Annotated in this window: 20 protein-coding genes; 12 read left to right on the top strand and 8 right to left on the bottom strand. The window is 69.5% G+C overall.

Features of this window, described 5'->3' with window-relative positions; all coding sequences use genetic code 11:
• Nucleotides 1-38 precede the first annotated feature (38 nt).
• The gene (locus tag ACZYRS_RS11560; RefSeq protein ID WP_463419376.1) at nucleotides 39-776 is read left to right on the top strand and encodes an aldolase; all 738 of its coding nucleotides are present in this window, start codon (nucleotides 39-41) and stop codon (nucleotides 774-776) included.
• A gap of 236 nt (nucleotides 777-1,012) precedes the next feature.
• Nucleotides 1,013-1,330 carry a hypothetical protein gene (locus ACZYRS_RS11555; RefSeq protein ID WP_198789184.1) on the top strand — a complete coding sequence of 106 codons (318 nt, stop codon included), beginning with the start codon at nucleotides 1,013-1,015 and terminating at the stop codon, nucleotides 1,328-1,330.
• 58 nt (nucleotides 1,331-1,388) lie between these two features.
• On the opposite strand, the gene ACZYRS_RS11550 is transcribed toward ACZYRS_RS11555, so the two are convergent.
• From ACZYRS_RS11550 to ACZYRS_RS11540, 3 genes are all read right to left on the bottom strand, one after another.
• Nucleotides 1,389-2,807, bottom strand: a complete 1,419-nt coding sequence (locus tag ACZYRS_RS11550) for an MATE family efflux transporter (RefSeq protein ID WP_463419375.1) — start codon at nucleotides 2,805-2,807, stop codon at nucleotides 1,389-1,391.
• Nucleotides 2,808-2,825: 18 nt separating this feature from the next.
• Nucleotides 2,826-4,142 (bottom strand): MFS transporter, encoded by a 1,317-nt coding sequence (locus ACZYRS_RS11545; RefSeq protein ID WP_463419374.1) that lies wholly within the window; start codon nucleotides 4,140-4,142, stop codon nucleotides 2,826-2,828.
• Between the two features lie 110 nt (nucleotides 4,143-4,252).
• Nucleotides 4,253-4,708: a MarR family winged helix-turn-helix transcriptional regulator gene (locus tag ACZYRS_RS11540; RefSeq protein WP_463419373.1), complete on the bottom strand. Its 456-nt coding sequence runs from the start codon at nucleotides 4,706-4,708 to the stop codon at nucleotides 4,253-4,255.
• Nucleotides 4,709-4,783: 75 nt separating this feature from the next.
• Between ACZYRS_RS11540 and ACZYRS_RS11535 the strand changes: the two genes are divergently transcribed.
• The 8 genes from ACZYRS_RS11535 (at nucleotide 4,784) to ACZYRS_RS11500 (ending at nucleotide 13,115) form a co-directional block, all read left to right on the top strand.
• Nucleotides 4,784-5,341, top strand: coding sequence for a PaaI family thioesterase (locus ACZYRS_RS11535; RefSeq protein ID WP_463419372.1), 558 nt, complete (start codon nucleotides 4,784-4,786; stop codon nucleotides 5,339-5,341).
• A gap of 131 nt (nucleotides 5,342-5,472) precedes the next feature.
• Complete coding sequence (locus tag ACZYRS_RS11530) at nucleotides 5,473-6,531, top strand: Fe(3+) ABC transporter substrate-binding protein (protein WP_463419371.1); 1,059 nt, start codon at nucleotides 5,473-5,475, stop codon at nucleotides 6,529-6,531.
• Nucleotides 6,532-6,574: 43 nt separating this feature from the next.
• The gene (locus ACZYRS_RS11525) at nucleotides 6,575-8,248 is read left to right on the top strand and encodes an ABC transporter permease (protein WP_463419370.1); all 1,674 of its coding nucleotides are present in this window, start codon (nucleotides 6,575-6,577) and stop codon (nucleotides 8,246-8,248) included.
• Nucleotides 8,245-8,928 carry an ABC transporter ATP-binding protein gene (locus ACZYRS_RS11520; protein WP_463419369.1) on the top strand — a complete coding sequence of 228 codons (684 nt, stop codon included), beginning with the start codon at nucleotides 8,245-8,247 and terminating at the stop codon, nucleotides 8,926-8,928. The genes ACZYRS_RS11525 and ACZYRS_RS11520 overlap by 4 nt, the downstream gene beginning before the upstream one ends.
• Before the next feature lie 101 nt (nucleotides 8,929-9,029).
• Nucleotides 9,030-9,719 carry a glutathione S-transferase family protein gene (locus ACZYRS_RS11515; protein ID WP_463419368.1) on the top strand — a complete coding sequence of 230 codons (690 nt, stop codon included), beginning with the start codon at nucleotides 9,030-9,032 and terminating at the stop codon, nucleotides 9,717-9,719.
• 62 nt (nucleotides 9,720-9,781) lie between these two features.
• Nucleotides 9,782-10,195, top strand: a complete 414-nt coding sequence (gene gloA / locus ACZYRS_RS11510) for a lactoylglutathione lyase (protein WP_198789166.1) — start codon at nucleotides 9,782-9,784, stop codon at nucleotides 10,193-10,195.
• 17 nt (nucleotides 10,196-10,212) lie between these two features.
• A complete protein-coding gene (locus ACZYRS_RS11505; protein WP_463419367.1) occupies nucleotides 10,213-10,800 on the top strand; it encodes a DUF1697 domain-containing protein in 588 nt (195 codons plus the stop codon).
• A 116-nt stretch (nucleotides 10,801-10,916) separates the two neighbouring features.
• A complete protein-coding gene (locus ACZYRS_RS11500) occupies nucleotides 10,917-13,115 on the top strand; it encodes a gamma-glutamyltransferase family protein (RefSeq protein ID WP_463419366.1) in 2,199 nt (732 codons plus the stop codon).
• 21 nt (nucleotides 13,116-13,136) lie between these two features.
• Here ACZYRS_RS11500 and ACZYRS_RS11495 read toward each other — a convergent pair whose 3' ends face one another.
• From ACZYRS_RS11495 to ACZYRS_RS11480, 4 genes are all read right to left on the bottom strand, one after another.
• Nucleotides 13,137-13,865, bottom strand: coding sequence for a haloacid dehalogenase type II (locus ACZYRS_RS11495; protein ID WP_198789160.1), 729 nt, complete (start codon nucleotides 13,863-13,865; stop codon nucleotides 13,137-13,139).
• A 1-nt stretch (nucleotide 13,866) separates the two neighbouring features.
• Nucleotides 13,867-14,502, bottom strand: coding sequence for a bifunctional 4-hydroxy-2-oxoglutarate aldolase/2-dehydro-3-deoxy-phosphogluconate aldolase (gene eda, locus ACZYRS_RS11490; RefSeq protein WP_463422478.1), 636 nt, complete (start codon nucleotides 14,500-14,502; stop codon nucleotides 13,867-13,869).
• Nucleotides 14,499-16,334, bottom strand: a complete 1,836-nt coding sequence (gene edd / locus ACZYRS_RS11485) for a phosphogluconate dehydratase (protein WP_463419365.1) — start codon at nucleotides 16,332-16,334, stop codon at nucleotides 14,499-14,501. Before edd ends, eda begins: the two co-directional genes overlap by 4 nt.
• A gap of 193 nt (nucleotides 16,335-16,527) precedes the next feature.
• Entirely contained in the window at nucleotides 16,528-17,100 is a 573-nt protein-coding gene (locus ACZYRS_RS11480) for an OmpA family protein (protein WP_463419364.1), read from the bottom strand.
• 135 nt (nucleotides 17,101-17,235) lie between these two features.
• Here ACZYRS_RS11480 and ACZYRS_RS11475 point away from each other — a divergent pair, with 135 nt between their 5' ends.
• Together ACZYRS_RS11475 and ACZYRS_RS11470 are read left to right on the top strand one after the other, a co-directional pair.
• Complete coding sequence (locus tag ACZYRS_RS11475; protein WP_463419363.1) at nucleotides 17,236-17,961, top strand: gamma-glutamylcyclotransferase; 726 nt, start codon at nucleotides 17,236-17,238, stop codon at nucleotides 17,959-17,961.
• On the top strand, nucleotides 17,958-18,497 hold the full coding sequence (locus ACZYRS_RS11470; protein ID WP_463419362.1) for a superoxide dismutase family protein: 540 nt from the start codon (nucleotides 17,958-17,960) through the stop codon (nucleotides 18,495-18,497). The genes ACZYRS_RS11475 and ACZYRS_RS11470 overlap by 4 nt, the downstream gene beginning before the upstream one ends.
• 4 nt (nucleotides 18,498-18,501) lie before the next feature.
• Here the strand turns inward: ACZYRS_RS11470 and ACZYRS_RS11465 are convergent, their stop codons facing one another.
• Entirely contained in the window at nucleotides 18,502-19,077 is a 576-nt protein-coding gene (locus tag ACZYRS_RS11465; protein WP_463419361.1) for a nucleotidyltransferase family protein, read from the bottom strand.
• Between the last annotated feature and the right edge of the window lie 20 nt (nucleotides 19,078-19,097).

Genomic DNA, 19,097 nt, shown 5'->3' with positions numbered 1-19,097 from the left:
TCCACTGCCCGATCCACAAGAAAAACGAAGGAGACCCAATGTCCGCAGATTCCGACTACGCCAGCCCCGCCGTCCGCAAGCTGCGCGAAGACCTCGCGCTCGCCCTGCGCGCGGCCGCCCATCACGGCTTGTCGGAAGGCGTGTGCAACCACTTCAGCGTGATGCTGCCGGGCGCGCAAGACCGCTACCTCATCAACCCGCGCGGCCTGCACTGGAGCGAGATCGGCCCCGACGACATCGTGCTGATCGACGTGCACGGCGAGGTGCTCGCCGGCCGCCATCGCGTGGAGCCCACTGCGCTCTTCATTCATGGCGCGGTGCACCGGCTCACCGGCCATGCGGTCGTGCTGCATTGCCACATGCCCTATGCCACCGCGCTCACGCTCACGGTGGACCGCGCGCTCGATGCGACCGCGAGCCAGAATGCGATGCGCTACATGAACCGCATCGCGATCGACGCGGTCTACAACGGCCTGGCGCTCGACGACGCCGAGGGCGAGCGCATCGCCCGCGCCATGACCGGCAAGGACATCGCGTTTCTCGCGAACCACGGCGTGATCGTGGCGGGCGCCACCATCGCGCATGCGTACGACGACCTGTACTACCTCGAACGGGCGTGCCTGCACCAGGTGATCGCGCAATCGACCGGGCGGCCGCTCGCACCCGTCGATGCGAAGCTGGCCGCGCAGGTGGCCGCGCAGATCCAGGGCGAGCGCGAGCAGTCGGACCTGTTCTTCGAGGCGCTGCGCCGCATGCTGCCCGCCCCGCGCGCCTGAGCGCACGCCTGAACGCACGCCTGAACGCACAGCGGCACGGCCTCCCGGCCTACAACCAACGGCACACCTGCGACAGTGCCTCGCGCGTGCGAGAGCCCTTAGGATCAGGGCATGCCCACTTGACGTCACACCTCTACGGGCTGCTTACAGCTCTTCATCCGATTTCGCCTCAGCCTTACACAAGGTTCACACAAGGCAACGACGATGAGGCTTCCAACCACTCCACCGGAGTTGCCATGAAAAAGCTCACTTTCGCATTCGCCGCAGCCGCCCTGATGTCGCTGGCTGCACTCAGCGCACCGGCACAGGCCCAGACGGGCGGCCGCTTCATCCAGGCCCAGGTCTACGTGGTGCCCGCACCGCCGCCCCCGCGCCGCTACTACGCGCCGCCGCCGCCGCCGCGCCACTACCACCCGGGCTACTACCGCGATGGCCGCTACGACCATGGCCGCCGCTGGGACGACCGCCGCCACTACGGCGGCCGCCGCGACAACGATGGTGACGGCGTGCCCAACCGCTACGACCGCCGGCCCAACAATCCGTATCGCAACTGATCGACAAGAACGAAAAAACCCGGGCCGAGCGCCCGGGTTTTTTCTTGGGGAATGCCGCTCAGGCCTGCGCCACGCGGCGCAGCAATCCGGTGGGTGTGCGTGGCCAGCCCACGCGGCCGAACCAGGCGCCGCCCGCGATCGCCGAGGCGATCACGATGCCGTACACCACCAGCGCCACGCCCTGCGCCGCGAACACGCCGGTGAGCCCGCCGCCCCAGCGCAGCGCGAGCCAGCCGCCCGTGCCCGCCACGGCCAGGCGCGCGATGTTGCCGAGCACCGGCCACAGCAAACGACCCGCGCCCTGCGAGGCGAAGTACAGCACCAGCCCCACGCCGAAGAAACCGTAGAGCGGCCCCACCACGCGCAGGTAGTGCGCGCCGGTCTCCAGCATCGCGGGGTCGTTGCCGAACAGCAGCAGCCACGGACGCGGGAACAGCGCGGCCGCCAGGCCAATGGTCTCGGTCAGCGCGAAGGCCAGCGCCGCGCCGGCCCAGGTGGCGCGCAGCGCGCGTTCGCGCTGCCCCGCGCCCATGCAGGTGCCGACCATCGCGACCAGGGGCGCGCCCAGGCCGAACACCAGCGGCACCAGCAGGTACTCCAGCCGTGACGCCGTGCCGTAGCCGGCCAGCGCGCCCGAACCGAAGTGGCCGGTGAGTGCGGTCGCGATGCCGATCGACAGGTTGGTCGCCACCGTCGACACCGCGCCCACGAGCCCGATGCGCAGGATGTCGCGGAACAGCGGCCACTGGAGCTTCAGCGCCGCGAGCGTCGGCTTGAGCAGGCTGCGCGGCGAGCGCAGGTAGGCGATCAGCGCGATGGAGCCCAGCAGGTAGTACAGCAGCAGCGCGATCGCGCCGCCCGCAATGCCCATGCCCGGAATCGGCCCCCAGCCGAAGATCAGGAGCGGCGACGCCGGAATGAGGAACACCACGCCCACCACCGTCACATTGGCCGGCACCGACATGTTGCCGGTGCCGCGAATGATCGCGGCGAGCGAGTTGAAGAGCCACACCAGCACCGCGCCCGCGAACACCCAGTTGGAGTACGTGAGCGCCGCGTCGAGCGAAGCTCCCGCGCCGCCCATGATCCCGTAGAGCCAGCGCCCGCCGAACAGCAGCGCGAGCGTGAAGCACAGGCCAAAGCCCAGCGCGATGACCACCGCGTGCCACACCAGCGCATCGGCGGTGTCGCGGCGCCGCGCGCCGAGCGCGCGGGCGATCGACGAGGCGATGCCGCCGCCCACGGCGCCGCTGGAGGTCATCTGCATCAGCATCACGATCGGGAACACGAGCGCCATGCCCGCGAGCGCATCGGTGCCGAGCTTGCCGACGAAGTAGGTTTCGATGAGCCCGACGGAGGCCTGCGCCACCATCACGAGCACGTTGGGGGCCGCCAGGCGCAGCAGCGTCGGCACGATGGGTGCCTCCAGCAGCAGGCGCGTGCGCGGGTCGAGGTCGGCGGTGGCGGAGGTGGTCATGGCGGGGCCTTCGGGTGATCAGGCGCGCGCTGCCGCCGCGGGCGTGACCGGCGCGCCGGTCTTGGCTGCGGGGCGGCGGATCAGCATGACGATCGCGGCCGCGACGAGGCAGGCGGCACCGGCCGCGTACAGCGCCGGCGTGTAGGTCAGGAGCAGCGTGCGCGCAAAGCCCGCGCCGTAGGCGGCCGTGGCGGCGCCCAGCTGGTGCGCGGCGAAGACCCAGCCGAACACGAGGCCCACCTTGGCGGGGCCGAAGGCGGCGCCCGCGAGCTTGACGGTCGGCGGCACGGTGGCGATCCAGTCGAGGCCGTAGAACATCGCGAAGAGGCCCAGGCCGTAGATCGTGAATTCCGAATGCGGCAGCCAGAAGAGCGACAGCCCGCGCAGGCCGTAGTACCAGAAGAGCAGCTTGCGGTTGTCGTAGCGGTCCGAGAGCCAGCCCGAGAGGATGGTGCCCACGAAGTCGAACGCGCCCATCATCGCGAGCACCGAGGCCGCGGGCACGGCGCCCATGCCGTTGTCGCCGCACAGCGAGATGAAGTGCGTCTGCACGAGGCCGTTGGTGCTCAGGCCGCAGATGAAGAAGGTGGCGGCCAGGATCAGGAAGGTGCGGTTGGTCGCCACTTCCCGCAGCACGCGGAACGGCGTGGCGAAGTTCATCATCGCCACGGGCGCCGCCGGTGCGGCGGGTTGCGTGCCGGGCACCTCGCCATAGGGCAGCAGGCCGAGGTCGGATGGGCGGTTGCGCATGAGGCACAGCGCGAGCACCGCGATCAGTACGCTGCCGATCACGATCGGCACGATGGCCGAGCGCCAGCCCCAGTGCTCGATCATCCAGGCCGCGAACGGCAGGAACGCCAGCTGCCCCGTTGCCGAACTGGCCGTGAGCATGCCGATGACCAGCCCGCGGCGCGCGACGAACCAGCGGTTGGCCACCACCGCGCCGAGCACCAGCGCGGTCATGCCGGTGCCCAGGCCCAGCATCAGGCTCCAGAGCACGAAGAGCTGCCACAGCTGCGAGGCCATGGTGACCAGCGCCATGCCCAGGCCCACCAGCGCGAGGCCGGTGCAGATCACCGCGCGGAGGCCATAACGCTCCATCAGCACCGCGGCGAACGGGCCCATGAGGCCGAAGAGCGCGAAGCGCAGGGCGAGCGCCGAGGAGATCTGCTCGGTGCTCCAGCCGAACTCCTTGGTGAGCGGCTGCAGCATCGCGCCCGGCAGGCCGAGCGCGGCCGACATCGTCAGCATCGTCAGGAAGGTGATGGCGGCGACGATCCATCCGTAGTGGATGCCGCGGCGCTGCAGCCATGCGGAAACTTGGGTGGCGAACATGGGGCCTCTGCTGTTGGAATAGGGTGTGGAGGAGGAGAGAAAGCGAGGGCCATGCGCGGCCATGCGCGCCGGGCGAAAGGTGTGTGGTCGGGTGTTGCGGGCGGTCCGGGTCAGTCGCTGCAGTCGGGCGCGTCTTCGACGCCGAACAGCTCGAGCGACTCGTCGATCAGCAGGTGCAGCGCCAGCACGCGCTCCACCCCCAGCAGTGCGTTGAGCTTCTGCTGCGCGATCTTCCAGTGGTGCTGGGCTTCCCGCCACTTGGCGTCGCCCTCGGGCGTGAGCGCCACCAGACGGCTGCGCGCATCGGCGCCGGCGCTCTGCGTGACCCAGCCGGCGGCGATCAGCGGCTGCATGTTGCGGCTCAGGGTGGAGGCGGTCATCTTGAGCTCGGCCGCGAAGTCCACCGGGCGGACGGCGCCCAGGCGCTTCAGATGCGACAGCAGCGAATACTGCGTGGTCTTCAGGCCGCTCTTTGACACCTCGGCGTCGTAGTGCGTCGACAGGCGACGCATGAGCTGTCGAACCTTGAAACTGGTGCAGCCGCGCGGCTTGGTCTGGATGTCCATGGGGTATTATTGTAGGTGCAACTGTTGCATATGCAACCCAATCATTCCGCCAAAGCCCCCAGGAGAAATACAGGCATGACGCAACCCACCAGCAAGCTCGACCAGCTCGACGCATGGATCGCCGAAGAGCGCGTGATCATCGAGCGCCTGGACAACGGCCCCGGCCCCGGCCTCGCCCGCCCCGAGCAGATCGCTGGCAAGACCGGGCTCCAAGTGATGCAGGCGATGCTGAACGGCGACATTCCCTACGCGGCCATCGCCAAGACGCTGGATTTCACGATCGTTTCCGTAAGCCCCGGCGTGGCCGTGTTCCAGGGCACGCCGCTCGCGCAGCACCTGAACCCGCTGGGCACCATCCACGGCGGCTGGGTCGCCACGATGCTCGATTCGGCCCTGGGCTGCTCGGTCCACACCATGATGCCCGCCGGCCGCGCCTACACGACCGCCGAGCTCAGCGTGAACTACGTCAAGGGCCTCACGCCCAAGGTGCAGCGGGTGCGCGCGGAGGGCAAGGTGATCCACTGCGGCAAGCAGCTCGCGACCGCCGAGGCGCGGCTCGTCGGAGCAGACGGCACGCTGTACGCGCACGCGACGACGACGTGCCTGGTGTTCGAGATTCCTCCGGCCCGGTGACGCCCCAGTAGGCCTTCGGCTCGTAAGTCCAAAAGGCTCTTTTCCCTCCCTCCTGTTGATAATTGTTCTCATCGGCGCTGCATGCCAGCCGCCGGTGTCTCCCAAGAACACGTTACCGATCTGGAGGATCCATGACCCAACGCTCCGGCGCCACCACCCGCGCTGCGCACGCACTGATCGGTGTCACCACCGCCTGGCTCGCCCTCGCCGCCCTGCCCGCGCATGCCGCCGAAGAACTCACGCTCTACACGACGCGCGAGTCCGCGCTGATCCAGCCGCTGATCTCCGCCTTCAGCGCGCAAAGCGGCATCAAGGTCAACACCGTGTTCGTGAAGGACGGGCTGCTGGAGCGCGTCAAGGCCGAGGGCGCGCGCTCGCCGGCCGACGTGCTGATGACCGTGGACATCGGCAACCTCATGGACCTCGTCGATGGCGGCGTGACGCAGCCCGTGAAATCGCCCGCGCTCGAATCGGCCATTCCCGCCAACCTGCGCGGCGCAGACGGCCAGTGGTTCGCGCTTTCGCTGCGCGCCCGCGTGCTCTACGCCGACAAGGCGCAGCCGCTCACGAGCTTCCGCTACGAAGACCTCGCGAATCCGAAATACAAGGGCAAGGTCTGCATCCGCGCGGGCCAGCATCCCTACAACACGGCCCTCGTCGCGGCACTGATCGCGCATGACGGCGAAGCCAAGGCCGAGCAGTGGCTGCGCGGCGTGAAGGCCAACCTGGCGCGCAAGGCCACGGGCGGCGACCGCGACGTGGCGCGCGACATCCTCGGCGGCATCTGCGACATCGGCATCGCCAACTCGTACTACGTCGGCCAGATGAAGAGCGCCAAGGAAGGCACCGACGCGCGCAAGTGGGGCGATGCGATCAAGGTGGTGCGCCCGACTTTCGCGAATGCAAAGAGCGGCGGCACGCACGTCAACATCAGCGGCGCGGCCGTGGCGAAGAACGCGCCGCAGCGCGCCAACGCGGTCAAGCTGCTCGAGTTCCTGGTGTCCGAGCCGGCGCAGGCGCTCTATGCGCAGACTAACTACGAGTACCCGGTGCGAAAGGGCGTGGCGCTCGACCCGATCATCGGCCAGACCATCGGCGAGCTGAAGGTCGATCCGCTGCCGCTCACCGAGATCGCCAAGTACCGTAAACAGGCCAGCGCACTCGTGGACAAGGTCGGCTTCGACCAGTGATGGACACAGACAGGCACGCCTCGCCGGTGCCTGAAGCATGCAAATGACACGGCGCCAGCCACCAGCCCTGCAAGCCGCAGGACCGGTCTGGCGCCTTGCTTCGTTCGCGATCGCCATCGGCGTGCTCGCGCCGGTGCTCACGCTCCTGTGGCTCGCGTTCGGCACGGGCACCGGGCATTGGGGGCCGCTGTTCGCGCACGTGCTGCCGCAGGCGGCGCTCAACACGGCGCTGCTGCTGGCCGGTGTCGGCACGCTGGTGCTGGTGATCGGCACCGGCTGCGCATGGCTCGTCACCGCGCATGACTTTCCGGGGCGCGGCGTGCTGCACTGGGCGCTGCTGCTGCCGCTCGCGATGCCGACCTACATCGTCGCCTTCGCGTACCTCGACCTGCTGCACCCCATCGGCCCGGTGCAGGGCGCGATCCGCTGGGTGCTGGGCTTCGACAGCCCGCGCCAGTTCCGCCTGCCCGACCTGCGCTCGATGCCGGGCGCGATCTTCGTGCTCGGCTTCGTGCTCTATCCGTATGTCTACATGACGGCGCGCGCGATGTTCATGACGCAGCCGGCGCACCTGCTGGAAGCCGCGCGCACCCTGGGCGAGAGCCGGCGCGGCGCGTTCTTTCGCGTGGCGCTGCCGCTCGCGCGCCCTGCCCTCGCGGTGGGCCTGAGCCTTGCGCTGCTCGAAACGCTCAACGACATCGGCGCCTCCGAATTCCTCGGCGTGAACACGCTCACGGTGGCGGTCTACACGACGTGGATCACGCGCTCGGACCTCGCCGGCGCGGCGCAGATCGCGTGCGCGATGCTGTTCGTGGTGGTGGCGCTGGTCTGGCTCGAACGCAACGGCCGCCGGCACCAGCGCTTCGGCTCGGCGCAGCGCATGCGCGCGGTGCAGCCGCGGCGCCTGCAAGGCGGTGCCGGCTGGGCGGCAACCGCAGTCACCGCGCTGCCGGTGCTGATCGGCTTTGTCGCACCGGCGCTTTATCTCGTCTGGGAAAGCGCCAAGCGGCTCCGCCAGGGCGGCGGCGTTTCGCAGGGATTGGTCGCGAGCCTCGGCAACACGCTCGCGCTCGCCGCGGGCGTCACGGTCGTGGCCGTGGGCGCGGGCCTGGTCGTCGCATGGGCCGCGCGCAGCCAGGGCTCGGGCCTCAACCGCGCGCGCTGGCAGGCACGCGCCGCCACGCTGGGCTACGCGGTGCCGGGCACGGTGCTGGCCATCGGCCTGCTCACGCCGGCGCTGGCCTTCGACGCCGCGCTCGCCACCGCCTTCGGCTGGCAAGGCCTGCCGTTGATGGGCGCCGGCATCGTGCTGGTCGTGGCCTGCGCGATCCGCTTTCTCGCGATGCCGGTGGGCGGCATCGAGGCCGGCCTCGCGCGCATCCCGCCCGCCATCGAGCAGGCTTCGCGCCTGCTCGGCGAAACCACCGCGGGCACGCTGCGCCGCGTGCACCTGCCGCTGCTGCAGCCGGCCATCGCCGCGGGCGCGCTGCTGGTCTTCGTCGATGCGATGAAGGAGCTGCCCGCCACGCTGCTGCTGCGCCCCGCCAACTTCGACACCTTGGCCACCTGGCTCTACGCCGAGGCCGCGCGCGGCACCTACGAAGAAGGCGCGATCGCCGCACTCGCCATCGTGCTGGCAGGCCTGCTGCCGGTGGTGCTGCTCGCGCGCAACCAGCTGGGCACGGCGCCGCCCGCACCCGTTCCGGAAAACACATGAGCTCCGCGCTGCACCTCGAATCGATACAGCTCGCGTACGACACGCCGCGCGGGCTGCACACCGTCGTCGACGATTTTTCGCTGTCGCTCGCGGCCGGCGACATCGCCTGCCTCTTCGGCCCCTCGGGCTGCGGCAAGACGACCGTGCTGCGCGCGATCGCGGGCTTCGAGCCGCTGCGCGCGGGCACGATCCGCCTCGATGCGGTGGTGCTCTCGTCCGCCCGCTCGCACCTGCCGCCCGAGCAGCGGCGCGTGGGGATGATGTTCCAGGAGTACGCGCTGTTCCCGCACCTCTCGGCCGCAAAGAATGTCGCCTTCGGCCTGCGCCGCCTCGGCCGCGCGGCGCAGCAGTCGCGTGTGACCGAAATGCTCGCGCTGGTCGGCCTGGCCGATGCGGGCGAACGCTATCCGCACGAACTCTCGGGTGGCCAGCAGCAACGCATCGCGCTGGCCCGCGCGCTCGCGCCCTCGCCGGCGCTTCTGCTGCTCGACGAGCCCTTCTCCAACCTCGACGGCGCCACGCGCGAACGCCTCACGGCCGAGGTGCGCGGCATCCTGAAGCAGGCCGGCCAGACCGCCATCCTCGTCACGCACAACGAGGCCGAAGCGCATGCGATGGCCGACCGCATCGGCGTGATGCACAACGGCCGCATCACGCACTGGCTCGACACCACGGCCTAGCACAAGGCGCCGAATCGGCGAATGGGCTTTCCGGGAAAAGGTTGTTCGGGATCGCAAGAATCGCGGCGATCCAAGTACGCAACACAAGACGGAGAGCCACCATGTCCCCAACCTCCCAACCCCTCACACTCATCAGCCACCTGCTGTGCCCCTACGTCCAGCGCGCCGCCATCGCGCTCGGCGAAAAAGGCGTGCCCTTCGAGCGCGTCGTGATCGACCTGGCGAACAAGCCCCAGTGGTTTCTCGACATCTCGCCGCTCGGCAAGGTGCCGCTGCTGAAGGTGCAGCGGCCCGATGGCACCGAGGCCGTGCTGTTCGAGAGCAACGTGATCTGCGAGTACCTCGAGGAGACGCAGCCCGGCGCGCGCCTGCATCCCGAAGACCCGCTCACCCGCGCCGAACACCGCGCGTGGATGGAGTTCGGCTCGGCCATCCTCGCCGACCTCTGGGGTTACGAGACCACGCAGGACGCGGCCGTGTTCGAGCAGAAGCGCCTCGCGCTGGTAGCCAAGTTCGAGCGCGTGGAAGCCGCGCTCGGTGCCGGGCCCTACTTCGCGGGCAAGAGCTTCAGCCTGGTCGATGCGGTCTTCGCGCCGGTGTTCCGCTACTTCGAGGTGTTCGACACGCTCATCGATTCGCGCATCTTCGCCGCGCTCCCCAAGGTCGATGCCTGGCGCAAGGCGCTGGCCGCGCGCCCGAGCGTGCGCGACGCGGTGGTGCCCGAGTACCCGCAGCACCTGATGGAATTCCTGAAGCGCCACGAGTCGCACCTGCTCACGGCGGCGGCTTGATCGCAGCAGCGGGAAGCCGACAATAGCGGCTTCCCCCTTTCCATAACTACAGGCCCCACGAGATGCGATTCCTTCACACCATGCTGCGCGTCGGCAACCTCCAGCGCTCCATCGACTTCTATACGAAAGTGCTCGGCATGAATCTGCTGCGCACCTCCGAGAATCCCGAGTACAAATACAGCCTCGCGTTCCTCGGCTTCGACAAGGGCAACCCCGACCAGGCCGAGATCGAGCTCACCTTCAACTGGGGCACCGAGAGCTACGACCTGGGCACCGCCTATGGCCACATCGCACTCGGCGTGCCCGATGCCTACGCGGCCTGCGACAAGATCAAGGCGGCGGGCGGCAACGTGACGCGCGAGGCCGGTCCGGTCAAGGGCGGCACGACGGTGATCGCCTTCGTGACCGATCCCGATGGCTACAAGATCGAGCTCATCCAGCGCGCCGAATCCGCCGAAGGCGCCGGCCTGCGCTGAGCGTTCCGCGCAACGCCATGGCTGCCGCGAAGAAGCCTGCGAAGGCTGCAAAGAAGTCGGCCGCGAAGAATGCGGCGACCCGTCACATCGCGCTACTGCGCGGCGTGAACGTCAATGGCATCACGATCAAGAGCGCGGACCTGAAGGCGCTCTTCGTCGAGCTCGGCTTCGATGAAGTGCGCACGGTGCTCGCGAGCGGCAACGTGATGTTCGACACCGGCGAGAGCGATGCCAGTGCCTTGCGCAAGCGCATCGAGCAGGCCCTCCGCGAACGCTTCGGCTACGACGCATGGATCGTGCTGCTCACGCAGAAGCAGGTGGCCGACATGGCCGCGGCCTATCCCTTCGATCGCATCGACGAAGAGCGCCACCCGTACCTCGTGTTCGGCTCCGACCCCGCGATGCTCGATGAGGTGATGGAAAAGGCCGGCACCGTCGATCCGAAACTCGAACGCCTCAAGCGCGGCAAGGGCGTGCTCTATTGGCAATGCCCGCGCGGCGAGAGCACTGACACGCCCGTGGCCAAGCTGCTGGCCAAGACGCGCTACAAGTCGAGCACGACCGCACGCAACCTGCGCACGGTGGAGAAGCTGCTGACAGACTGAGCCTCTGTAAAGACGCCCGCACACCGGGAAAGCGAGAACTTTGGTGGCACGCGAGTTGCAATAAATTGAAAAGCCGACCGACCGGTACAGCGTCGGCGTTTTTCATTTCTTTCACGATGCACACCTCCAGACTCATTCCAGTCGCCGCCTTGGCCGCGCTGGCCGCGCTCACTGCATGCGGCGGCGGCTCCGGCAACTCGTTCAATTTCACCTCCCTGCCGATCACCAATGCGCCGCCGCCACCGGCAGGCCCGCCCGCCGGGCCGCCCGGCACCGAGACGCCGCCCGCCGTGCGCTTCGATCCCGCCCTGTGCACGCAGCAGGCCGGCGCGCCGCACGGCCAGACGGCCGGCATCACCGGCACCAACCTGATGGTGACCTCCGCGCACTACGAGGCCTCCAAGGCCGGCTGCAAGATCCTGGCGACCGGCGGCAGCGCCATCGATGCGGCGATTGCCGTGCAGGCCGTGCTGGGCACGGCCGAGCCCTTCGCCTCGGGGCTGGGCGGCGGCACGCTCATCACCTACTACGACGCGGCGAGCAAGAAGGTGCGCACCTTCGACGGCCTCTCTGCCGCGCCCTCGAGCACCGGCGGCGCAGCCGACGTGTACAAGGCCGTCGCGCAGGACGTGTCCACCACGCCGCCGTACAACCTGTGCAAATCGGGCCTCACGCTCGGCGCGAGCATCTCCTCGCAACAGGGCAACACCAACATCTCCGCACGCGCGGTGGGCATTCCGGGCACGGTCGCGGTGCTCGACCTGGTGCATCGCAGCTACGGCAAGAAGGCCTGGAACACGCTGTGGGACGACGCCATCGGCCTGGCCGAAAACGGCTTCCCGATGACCAAGTACATGTACGCGACGCTCTACGCGGACAGTGCCGAGTTCGACGACGACGGCAACCCGGTCTCCGCCGGCACCGGCGTGGCCGCCTGGGTGAACTCGGCCAACACGGTGCGGGGCGCGCCGCGCTGCAAGTACCCCGACATCGCCAAGCGCTACTGCGACCCGGCCGATGCCTCCAGGCAGAAGCCGCTGCCCATCGGCACGCTCATCACCAACCCCGAGCTCGCGCAGACGATGAAGCTCGTGCGCGACGGCGGCGCCACCGCCTTCTACGACCCGGCGCAGGACACGGTGAAAGCCATCGTGCAGCGCACCACGACCGACAGCCTGCCGTGCAAGTCGATCCTTCCGAACTCCGGGCCCGCAGGCAGCCCGAGCACCGCGACGACCATCGCGTCGATCCCGAGCCTGATGGCGCCCGCCGACTTTCCGGCCTACAAGGCGGTGGAGCGCAAGCCGCTGGTCGGCACGCGCTTCGGCACCACCATCTACACGCAGCCCGCGCCCTCGTTCGGCGGCTTCGTCACGCTGTATTCGCTCGGCATCCTGGAGCGCAAGCACGTGCAGGACGAGAAGGCGCTGGACACGCCGCGCTTCGTCTACCTCGCGGCCGAGGCGAGCCGGCTCGCGAACGTCGACCGGCGCGCGGTCGTCGGCGATCCGGCCTACTCGAACAGCAACGCGCGCGCCTCGGTGCTGCTGAGCGACCTGGAGCTCGACAAGCGCGCCGCGCAGATCGGCGAGACCGCCTTCGCCACCGCGCCCGCGGGCAACATCGGCAGCTTCGTGGCGACGGACCCGGCCGGCTACGACACGATGGCCGCGCTGGCCAAGCCCCGCAAGACGATGCTCGCCAAGGCATCGACCGCCGCCGCGCACGACGAAGACTGGAACACGACGAGCAACGTCGCCATCGTCGACGGCTACGGCAATGCGCTCTCGATGACCACCACCATCAACACGCACTGGGGCGCGCACATCGAGGCGGCCGGCATCATGCTGAACAACGTGATGTCGAACTTCTCGGCGGGCACGGCGCTCAGCGGATCGGAGGTGAACGGCTATGCGGGCACCAAGCGGCCGCGCACCTCGATCGCACCGGCCATCGCCTTCGACGGCGACGGCAAGCTGCGGCTGGTGTGGGGTTCGGCGGGCGGCGGGCCGATTCCCGACTACATCGTGAAGACCTTCATGGGCAACGTGGTGTACGGGCTGGACCTGCAGGCGGCCGTCAACGCGCCCAACTTCACGGGCCAGAACGGCAATGCGGAGCTGGAGGCCGGCTCGGCGCTGGCGCCGCTCGCGGGCGACATGCGCACGCGCTTCGGCTACACGACGGACAACCTGCTGGTGACGGGGCTCCTGAGCGGCATCAGCGGCATCGCCGTGACGCAGAACCCGAACGGCAGCGCCACCTACAGCGGCGCGGCGGACAACCGCCGCTCGGGCGCCGCGAACGGCTATTGATCGGAAAGGCCGGGCTGCCGGTCAGCAGCCCAGCAGATCGGCCAGCGCGTCGATGTCGCGCGCGTGCAGGCTGTTCTCGGCCTGCGGCGAGACGTCTTTCGGCTGTGCGCGGCCGAACTCGTGGGGCCGCTCGATGTAGGCGGTCTTCAGGCCGCACACGCGCGCTGCAGCCAAGTCGTCGTGGTGCGCAGCCGCGAGCATCACCTGCCCCGGCGTCGCATCGAACACGCCGGCCACGCCCAGGTACGTGCGCGGATCGGGCTTGTAGGCCTTGAACACTTCGGCCGAGAGCACGCAGTCCCAGGGCAGGCCGGCGCGCTTGGCCATCTCGGTCAGCAAGCCGATGTTGCCGTTGGAGAGCGTGCAGATGGTGAATTTCTTCTTGAGCCGCGTGAGCCCCGCCACCGAATCGGGCCATGCCGGCAGCCGGTGCCACGCGCGGCTCAGGTCGCGCTTGGCGGCCGAGTCGAGGCGGTCGGCCATGTCGAAATCGCGCAGAACCTGCTCGAGCATGCTCAGGTGCAATTCGTCGAGCAACGTGAAGCCGCCCTCGCCGGCCGCGATGCGCTCCATCACCGCCTTCATCGCGGGCTGGTAGCCGGCGCGCCAAGCGAGCGCGAAGGTCGCGCCTTCCACGCCCGGCAGCACGCGCTCGACCTCGGCCGCGATGCCGCTGTGCCAGTCGACCACCGTGCCGAACACGTCGAACGCGATGACCTTCAGGTCGCTCGCATCGAACCCGGTGCGCATGTCAGCGGGGTAGCTGGCTCGCGGCGCGTGCCAGCTGTTCGATGCGCGTCCAGTCGCCGTCGCGGATCGCATCCGTCGGCACGATCCACGAGCCGCCCACGCAGGCCACGTTCGAGAGCGCGAGGAACTCGGCCGCGTTGCCCGCATGGATGCCGCCCGTGGGGCAGAAGGTGACGTCGCCGAACGGGCCCTGCCAGGCCTTGAGCATCGGCAGGCCGCCCGCCTGCAGCGCGGGGAAGAATTTGAGCGCGGTGTAGCCGTCTTCCTGCGCCGTCATGATTTCGCTGCCGGTCGCCACGCCGGGCAAAAGCGGCAGGCCCAGGTCGTGGCAGGCCTTGCCGACCGAGCGCGTGTAGCCCGGGCTCACGCCGAACTTCGCACCAGCCAGCGCCGAGGCTTGCGCATCGGCCGCGCTGCGGATGGTGCCCGCGCCGGCCACGGCCTCGGGCACTTCCCTGGCGATGGCCTCGATGCACTGCAGCGCCTGCGGCGTGCGCAGCGTGACCTCGAGCATGCGGATGCCGCCGGCCACCAGCGCGCGCGCCAGCGGAATGGCGTCTTTCACGTCGTTGAGCACGATGACCGGAATGACCGGTGCGTCGCGCATCACGTCGAGGGCGGTGAGTTTGTCGTTCATAGCCATGAGCAGGCTCCTTCTTCAGCAGTCAATGCGTTGCGGCGCATGCCGGCGAACAGTTCTCGGCCGAGGCCGTGTCCGTCGGCGATGCGCTGCGCGTCGGGCAGCGTCGCGGTTTCGCGCGCGGCCCATTCGTCTTCGGGCAGCAGGACGGCGAGCGTACCCGCTACGGCATCCAGGCGGATCACGTCGCCGTCGCGCACCTTGGCGAGCGGCCCGCCTGCGGCCGCTTCGGGCGACACGTGGATGGCCGCGGGGATCTTGCCCGACGCGCCGCTCATGCGCCCATCGGTAACCAATGCCACGCGAAAGCCCTTGCCCTGCAGCACCGACAGCGGCGGCGTGAGCTTGTGCAGCTCGGGCATGCCGTTGGCCTGCGGGCCCTGCCAGCGCACCACGCAGACCACGTCGCGCTCCAGCTCGCCGGCGGTGAAGGCCTTCTGCAGCGCGGCCTGCGAATCGAACACGCGCGCGGGCGCCTCGATCACATGGCGGTCGTCGGGCACGGAGGACACCTTGATCACGCTGCGGCCCAGGTTGCCGCTGAGCAGCTTCAGGCCGCCGGTGGCGCTGAACGGCTCGGCCACCGTGCGCGCGACCGCGTCGTTCTTCGACGGGGCGGCGGGCGTCCATGCGAGGCGCTGTTCGCTGCCTTCAACCAGCGTCGGGATGTTGGCGAATTCGCCGATGCCGCCGGCGCGCACGGTGAGCACGTCGGCGTGCATGAGGCCCGCGCCGACCAGCTCGCCGATCACGAAGCCCGGGCCGCCCGCGGCCTGGAACTCGTTCACGTCGGCGCTGCCGTTGGGGTACACGCGGGTGAGCAGCGGAATGATGTCCGAGAGCTTCGAGAAATCGTCCCAGTCGATCACGATGCCCGCGGCGCGGGCCACTGCGACCCAGTGGATGAGGTGGTTGGTGGAGCCGCCCGTGGCCAGCAGCGCGGCCATGGCGTTGACGATGCAGCGCTCGTCGACCATTTCGCCGATGGGCGGGCAGTTGAAAGTCGCATCGCTCGCCTTGCCGAGCACCGTGCGCACCGCCTCGCGCGTGAGCGTCTCGCGCATCGCATCGCCGGGCTGGATGAAGGCCGTGCCGGGCACGTGCAGGCCCATGGCCTCGAGCAGCATCTGGTTGCTGTTGGCGGTGCCGTAGAAGGTGCAGGTGCCCACCGTGTGATAGGCCGCCATCTCCGCATCGAGCAGGCCCTGCCGGCCCACGAGGCCCTGCGCCGCTTGCTCCCGCACCTTCGACTTGGCGTTGTTCGAGAGGCCCGAGGGCATCGGCCCCGCGGGCACGAACACGGTCGGCAGATGGCCGAAGTGCAGCGCGCCGATCAGGAGGCCCGGCACGATCTTGTCGCACACGCCGAGCAGCAGCGCGCCATCGAACATGTCGTGCGTGAGCGCGATGGCGGTGCTCATGGCGATGACGTCGCGGCTGAACAGGCTCAGCTCCATGCCGGGCGTGCCCTGCGTGACGCCGTCGCACATCGCGGGCACGCCGCCAGCCACCTGCGCGGTGGCGCCCAGGCGCCGCGCCTCCTGCTTGATGATGTCCGGGTAGCCCTGGTACGGCGCGTGGGCCGAGAGCATGTCGTTGTAGGCGGTGACGATGCCGATGTTGGGGGCGCGCTCGGTCACCACCCTGAACTTGTCGTTGGCCGGAATGCCGGCCACCGCATGCGCCACGTTGGCGCAGCCCATGCGGTCGGAGCCGCGGTCGCGGTCGCGGATTTCGGCGAGCCTTGCGAGGTAGGCGCTGCGCGTGCCATGGCTGCGCTCGCGGATGCGATCGGTGACGTCGCGGACGGTGGGGTGTGTGCTGCTCATGGGGGTCGTTGGCTCTTGCTGCGTGTCGCCGGAGCGACTGGGGGCCTGGAGGCCCATCGTACCAAGCCAGGCGCGAGGAGCCGATGAAATCCGGGCGCCGAACGATACGAATTTACTCAGGCATGGGCCCCAGGGCAGCGGGCATGAAAAAGCCCGGCGTCACCGGGCTTTTTTGCGGAGTGGAAGCAGCAGTTCAGTCCACCAGCCTGGCCTCGACGCGGCGCGCCTCGGCGTTGTTGCCCGAACCGGCCGTCACCTCGGGCTTCTGCAGGTCGATCTTGGCGGCCGGCACGCCCAGGCCCACGAGCACGTCGCGCACCATCTCGGCGCGCTTCTTGGCGAGCGATTCGTTGATCGCGGCATCGCCGGTGGTGTCGTTAAAGCCCGAGACCACCACCTTGCGGCCGCTTTCCACGCCCTTGATGACCGCGGCCAGCGCCTCGGCGGCGCCCGGTGCGAGGTCGGCGCTGCCGGTCGCGAAATAGAAGTTCACCACGCCGTTGACCACGCGGATGCTGGCGCCGTCGGGGATCGTGACCGTCACCGTCTCGGTCACTTCGGCCAGCTTGGGCGCCTCGCCGGGCGGGGGCGACGAGATCACCACGGCCGGTGGCTTGCCCTGCGCCGCGACGGCAGCACCGGCGGCCCCGGAAGCGCTGTGGCCCTTGTGCCAGATCACGATGCCCACCACGAAGAAGATCACCAGCGCGATCAGCGCCATGAGAAAGCCGAGGATGAAATTCTGCTGGCCGTCGTCGTCGCTCATGGGTGGGCGTGCTCCGTAATTGAGGGGTCGGTAAATAATGGTGCGGTGAACCATGACTCCGAAATTGTAGGCGGCGCTCCTGACAGGCCCGTGTCGGACCCCGCGCCGAATCCGGGACCGCCCGGCCTGGACCCCATGCCCAAGCCCCTGCGCGACCCGCAGCCCATGCTGGAGCGCGCGATCGCCGACTGGGGCGGGCACGACGACCTCTGGCTCTTCGGCTACGGCTCGCTGATCTGGCGGCCGGAATTCGGCTTCACCGAGCGGCGCCCGGCCTGGGTGCACGGCTGGCACCGGGCCCTGAAGATGTGGAGCCGCGTGAACCGCGGCAGCGTGCACACGCCGGGCCTCGTGTTCGGGCTGCTCTCGGGCGGCAGTTGCCGCGGCATGGTGTTCCGCGTGCCCAGGGCCGAGGGGCTGGAGACGCTGCGCCGCCTCTGGCTGCGCGAGATGCCCACCGGCGTGTACGACCCCAAGTGGCTGCGCTGCGGCACGGCCGAAGGGCCCGTCGATGCGCTGGCCTTCACGCTCTCGCGGCGCAGCCCCAACTTCACGGGCGAACTGAGCGACGAGCGCTACCGCCACATCTTCGCCAACGCGGTCGGCCGCTACGGCAGCTCGCTCGACTACGCGCAGCAGACGCTGCTGGAGCTGCGGCGGCATTCGATCCACGATGCGGCGCTGGCGCGGCTGGTGGCGCTGGCCGAGGCCAAACAGGCAGCGGAGGCATCCGAGGCGGCCGCCGATTGCGATGCGCCCCCGGCTCCGGTATATGTTCCGGGGTCTTCCGACAATTCGTCCCAACCTTCTTCGCAACCTTCATCCGGGCCTTCGTCCGGACCGTCCAAGGAAAAACCATGAACCATCGTCGTCTCTTCGCCACCGGCACCGCCCTCCTGGCCACCGCCATGCTCGCCGCCTGCGGCAGCATGGGCGGCAAGCCGAGCACGGCCGTCGAGCTGGTGCCGACCGCCGCGATCACGCCCAACCCGACCCGCGGCACGGTCAAGCTCACCGCGCTGGACCACGGCGTGCGCGTCTCGGGCGAAGTGCGCGGCCTCGTGCCGGGCAGCGAGCACGGCTTCCACATCCACGAAAAGGGCGACTGCGGCGACAACGGCAACGCCTCGGGCGGCCACTTCAACCCGACCGGCGGCACGCACGGCAAGTTCGCCGCTGCGGGCAGCCATGCGGGCGAACTGCCGAGCCTGGTGGCCGATGCCGGCGGCGTGGCGCGCTTCAGCGTGGACGACCACTCGATCTCGCTGACCGATGGCGCCGTGAACAATGTGGTGGGCCGCGCGCTGGTGGTGCACCGCGACCGCGACGACTTCACGACGCAGCCGGCCGGCAATTCCGGCCCGCGCATCGCCTGCGCGGTGATCCCGAAGGGCTGACCGGCTAGCGGGCTTCGCGCTCCAGCCACAGCGCCTCGGCGCGCGCCAGGGCCTCGGGCGTGTCGATGTCGGTCACGATGCCGGCATCGTCCACCGCGAGGTCGGCGACCGAATCGATGGAACGCATGGCGCGCAGCACCGGCGCCGCGCCCTGGTTCCCTTCCAGCGCCGCGAGCTGCGCGCGGCATCCGGCGGCAAAGGCGACCGGATGGCCGCGCTCTCCCATGAACTGCGGCTGCACGGCATTGACCCGCCCATTGAGCGCGCCGGCCACCGCCTGCAACGTCTCGGGCCGCACCAGCGGCAGGTCGCCCGGCAGGATCAGCCAGCCGATGGCATCGGGCGTAGCGCGCACCGCGGCGGCGATCGAATCGCCCATGCCCGGATGACCCGCGTCTTCCAGGCGCCACGGCAGGCCGCTCGCGCGCACGGCATCGAGCGTGCGTTCGAGCACCGGCTTGCCCGCGAGCAGCGCCCGGAGCTTGGAGCCCGAGCCGCCGGCCGCGATGAAGCGCTCGCCCCGGCCCGAGGCCAGCACGATCACCGTGGGGGAGTTCACCTTTGTCGCCTTCGTCATCATGGTCCGAGTATGTGCGCAAC

This window comes from Variovorax sp. AC194 (assembly GCF_979257995.1).
Note: the sequence above shows the minus strand (reverse complement) of the source record. Positions and strands in the feature narration are given on the sequence as shown.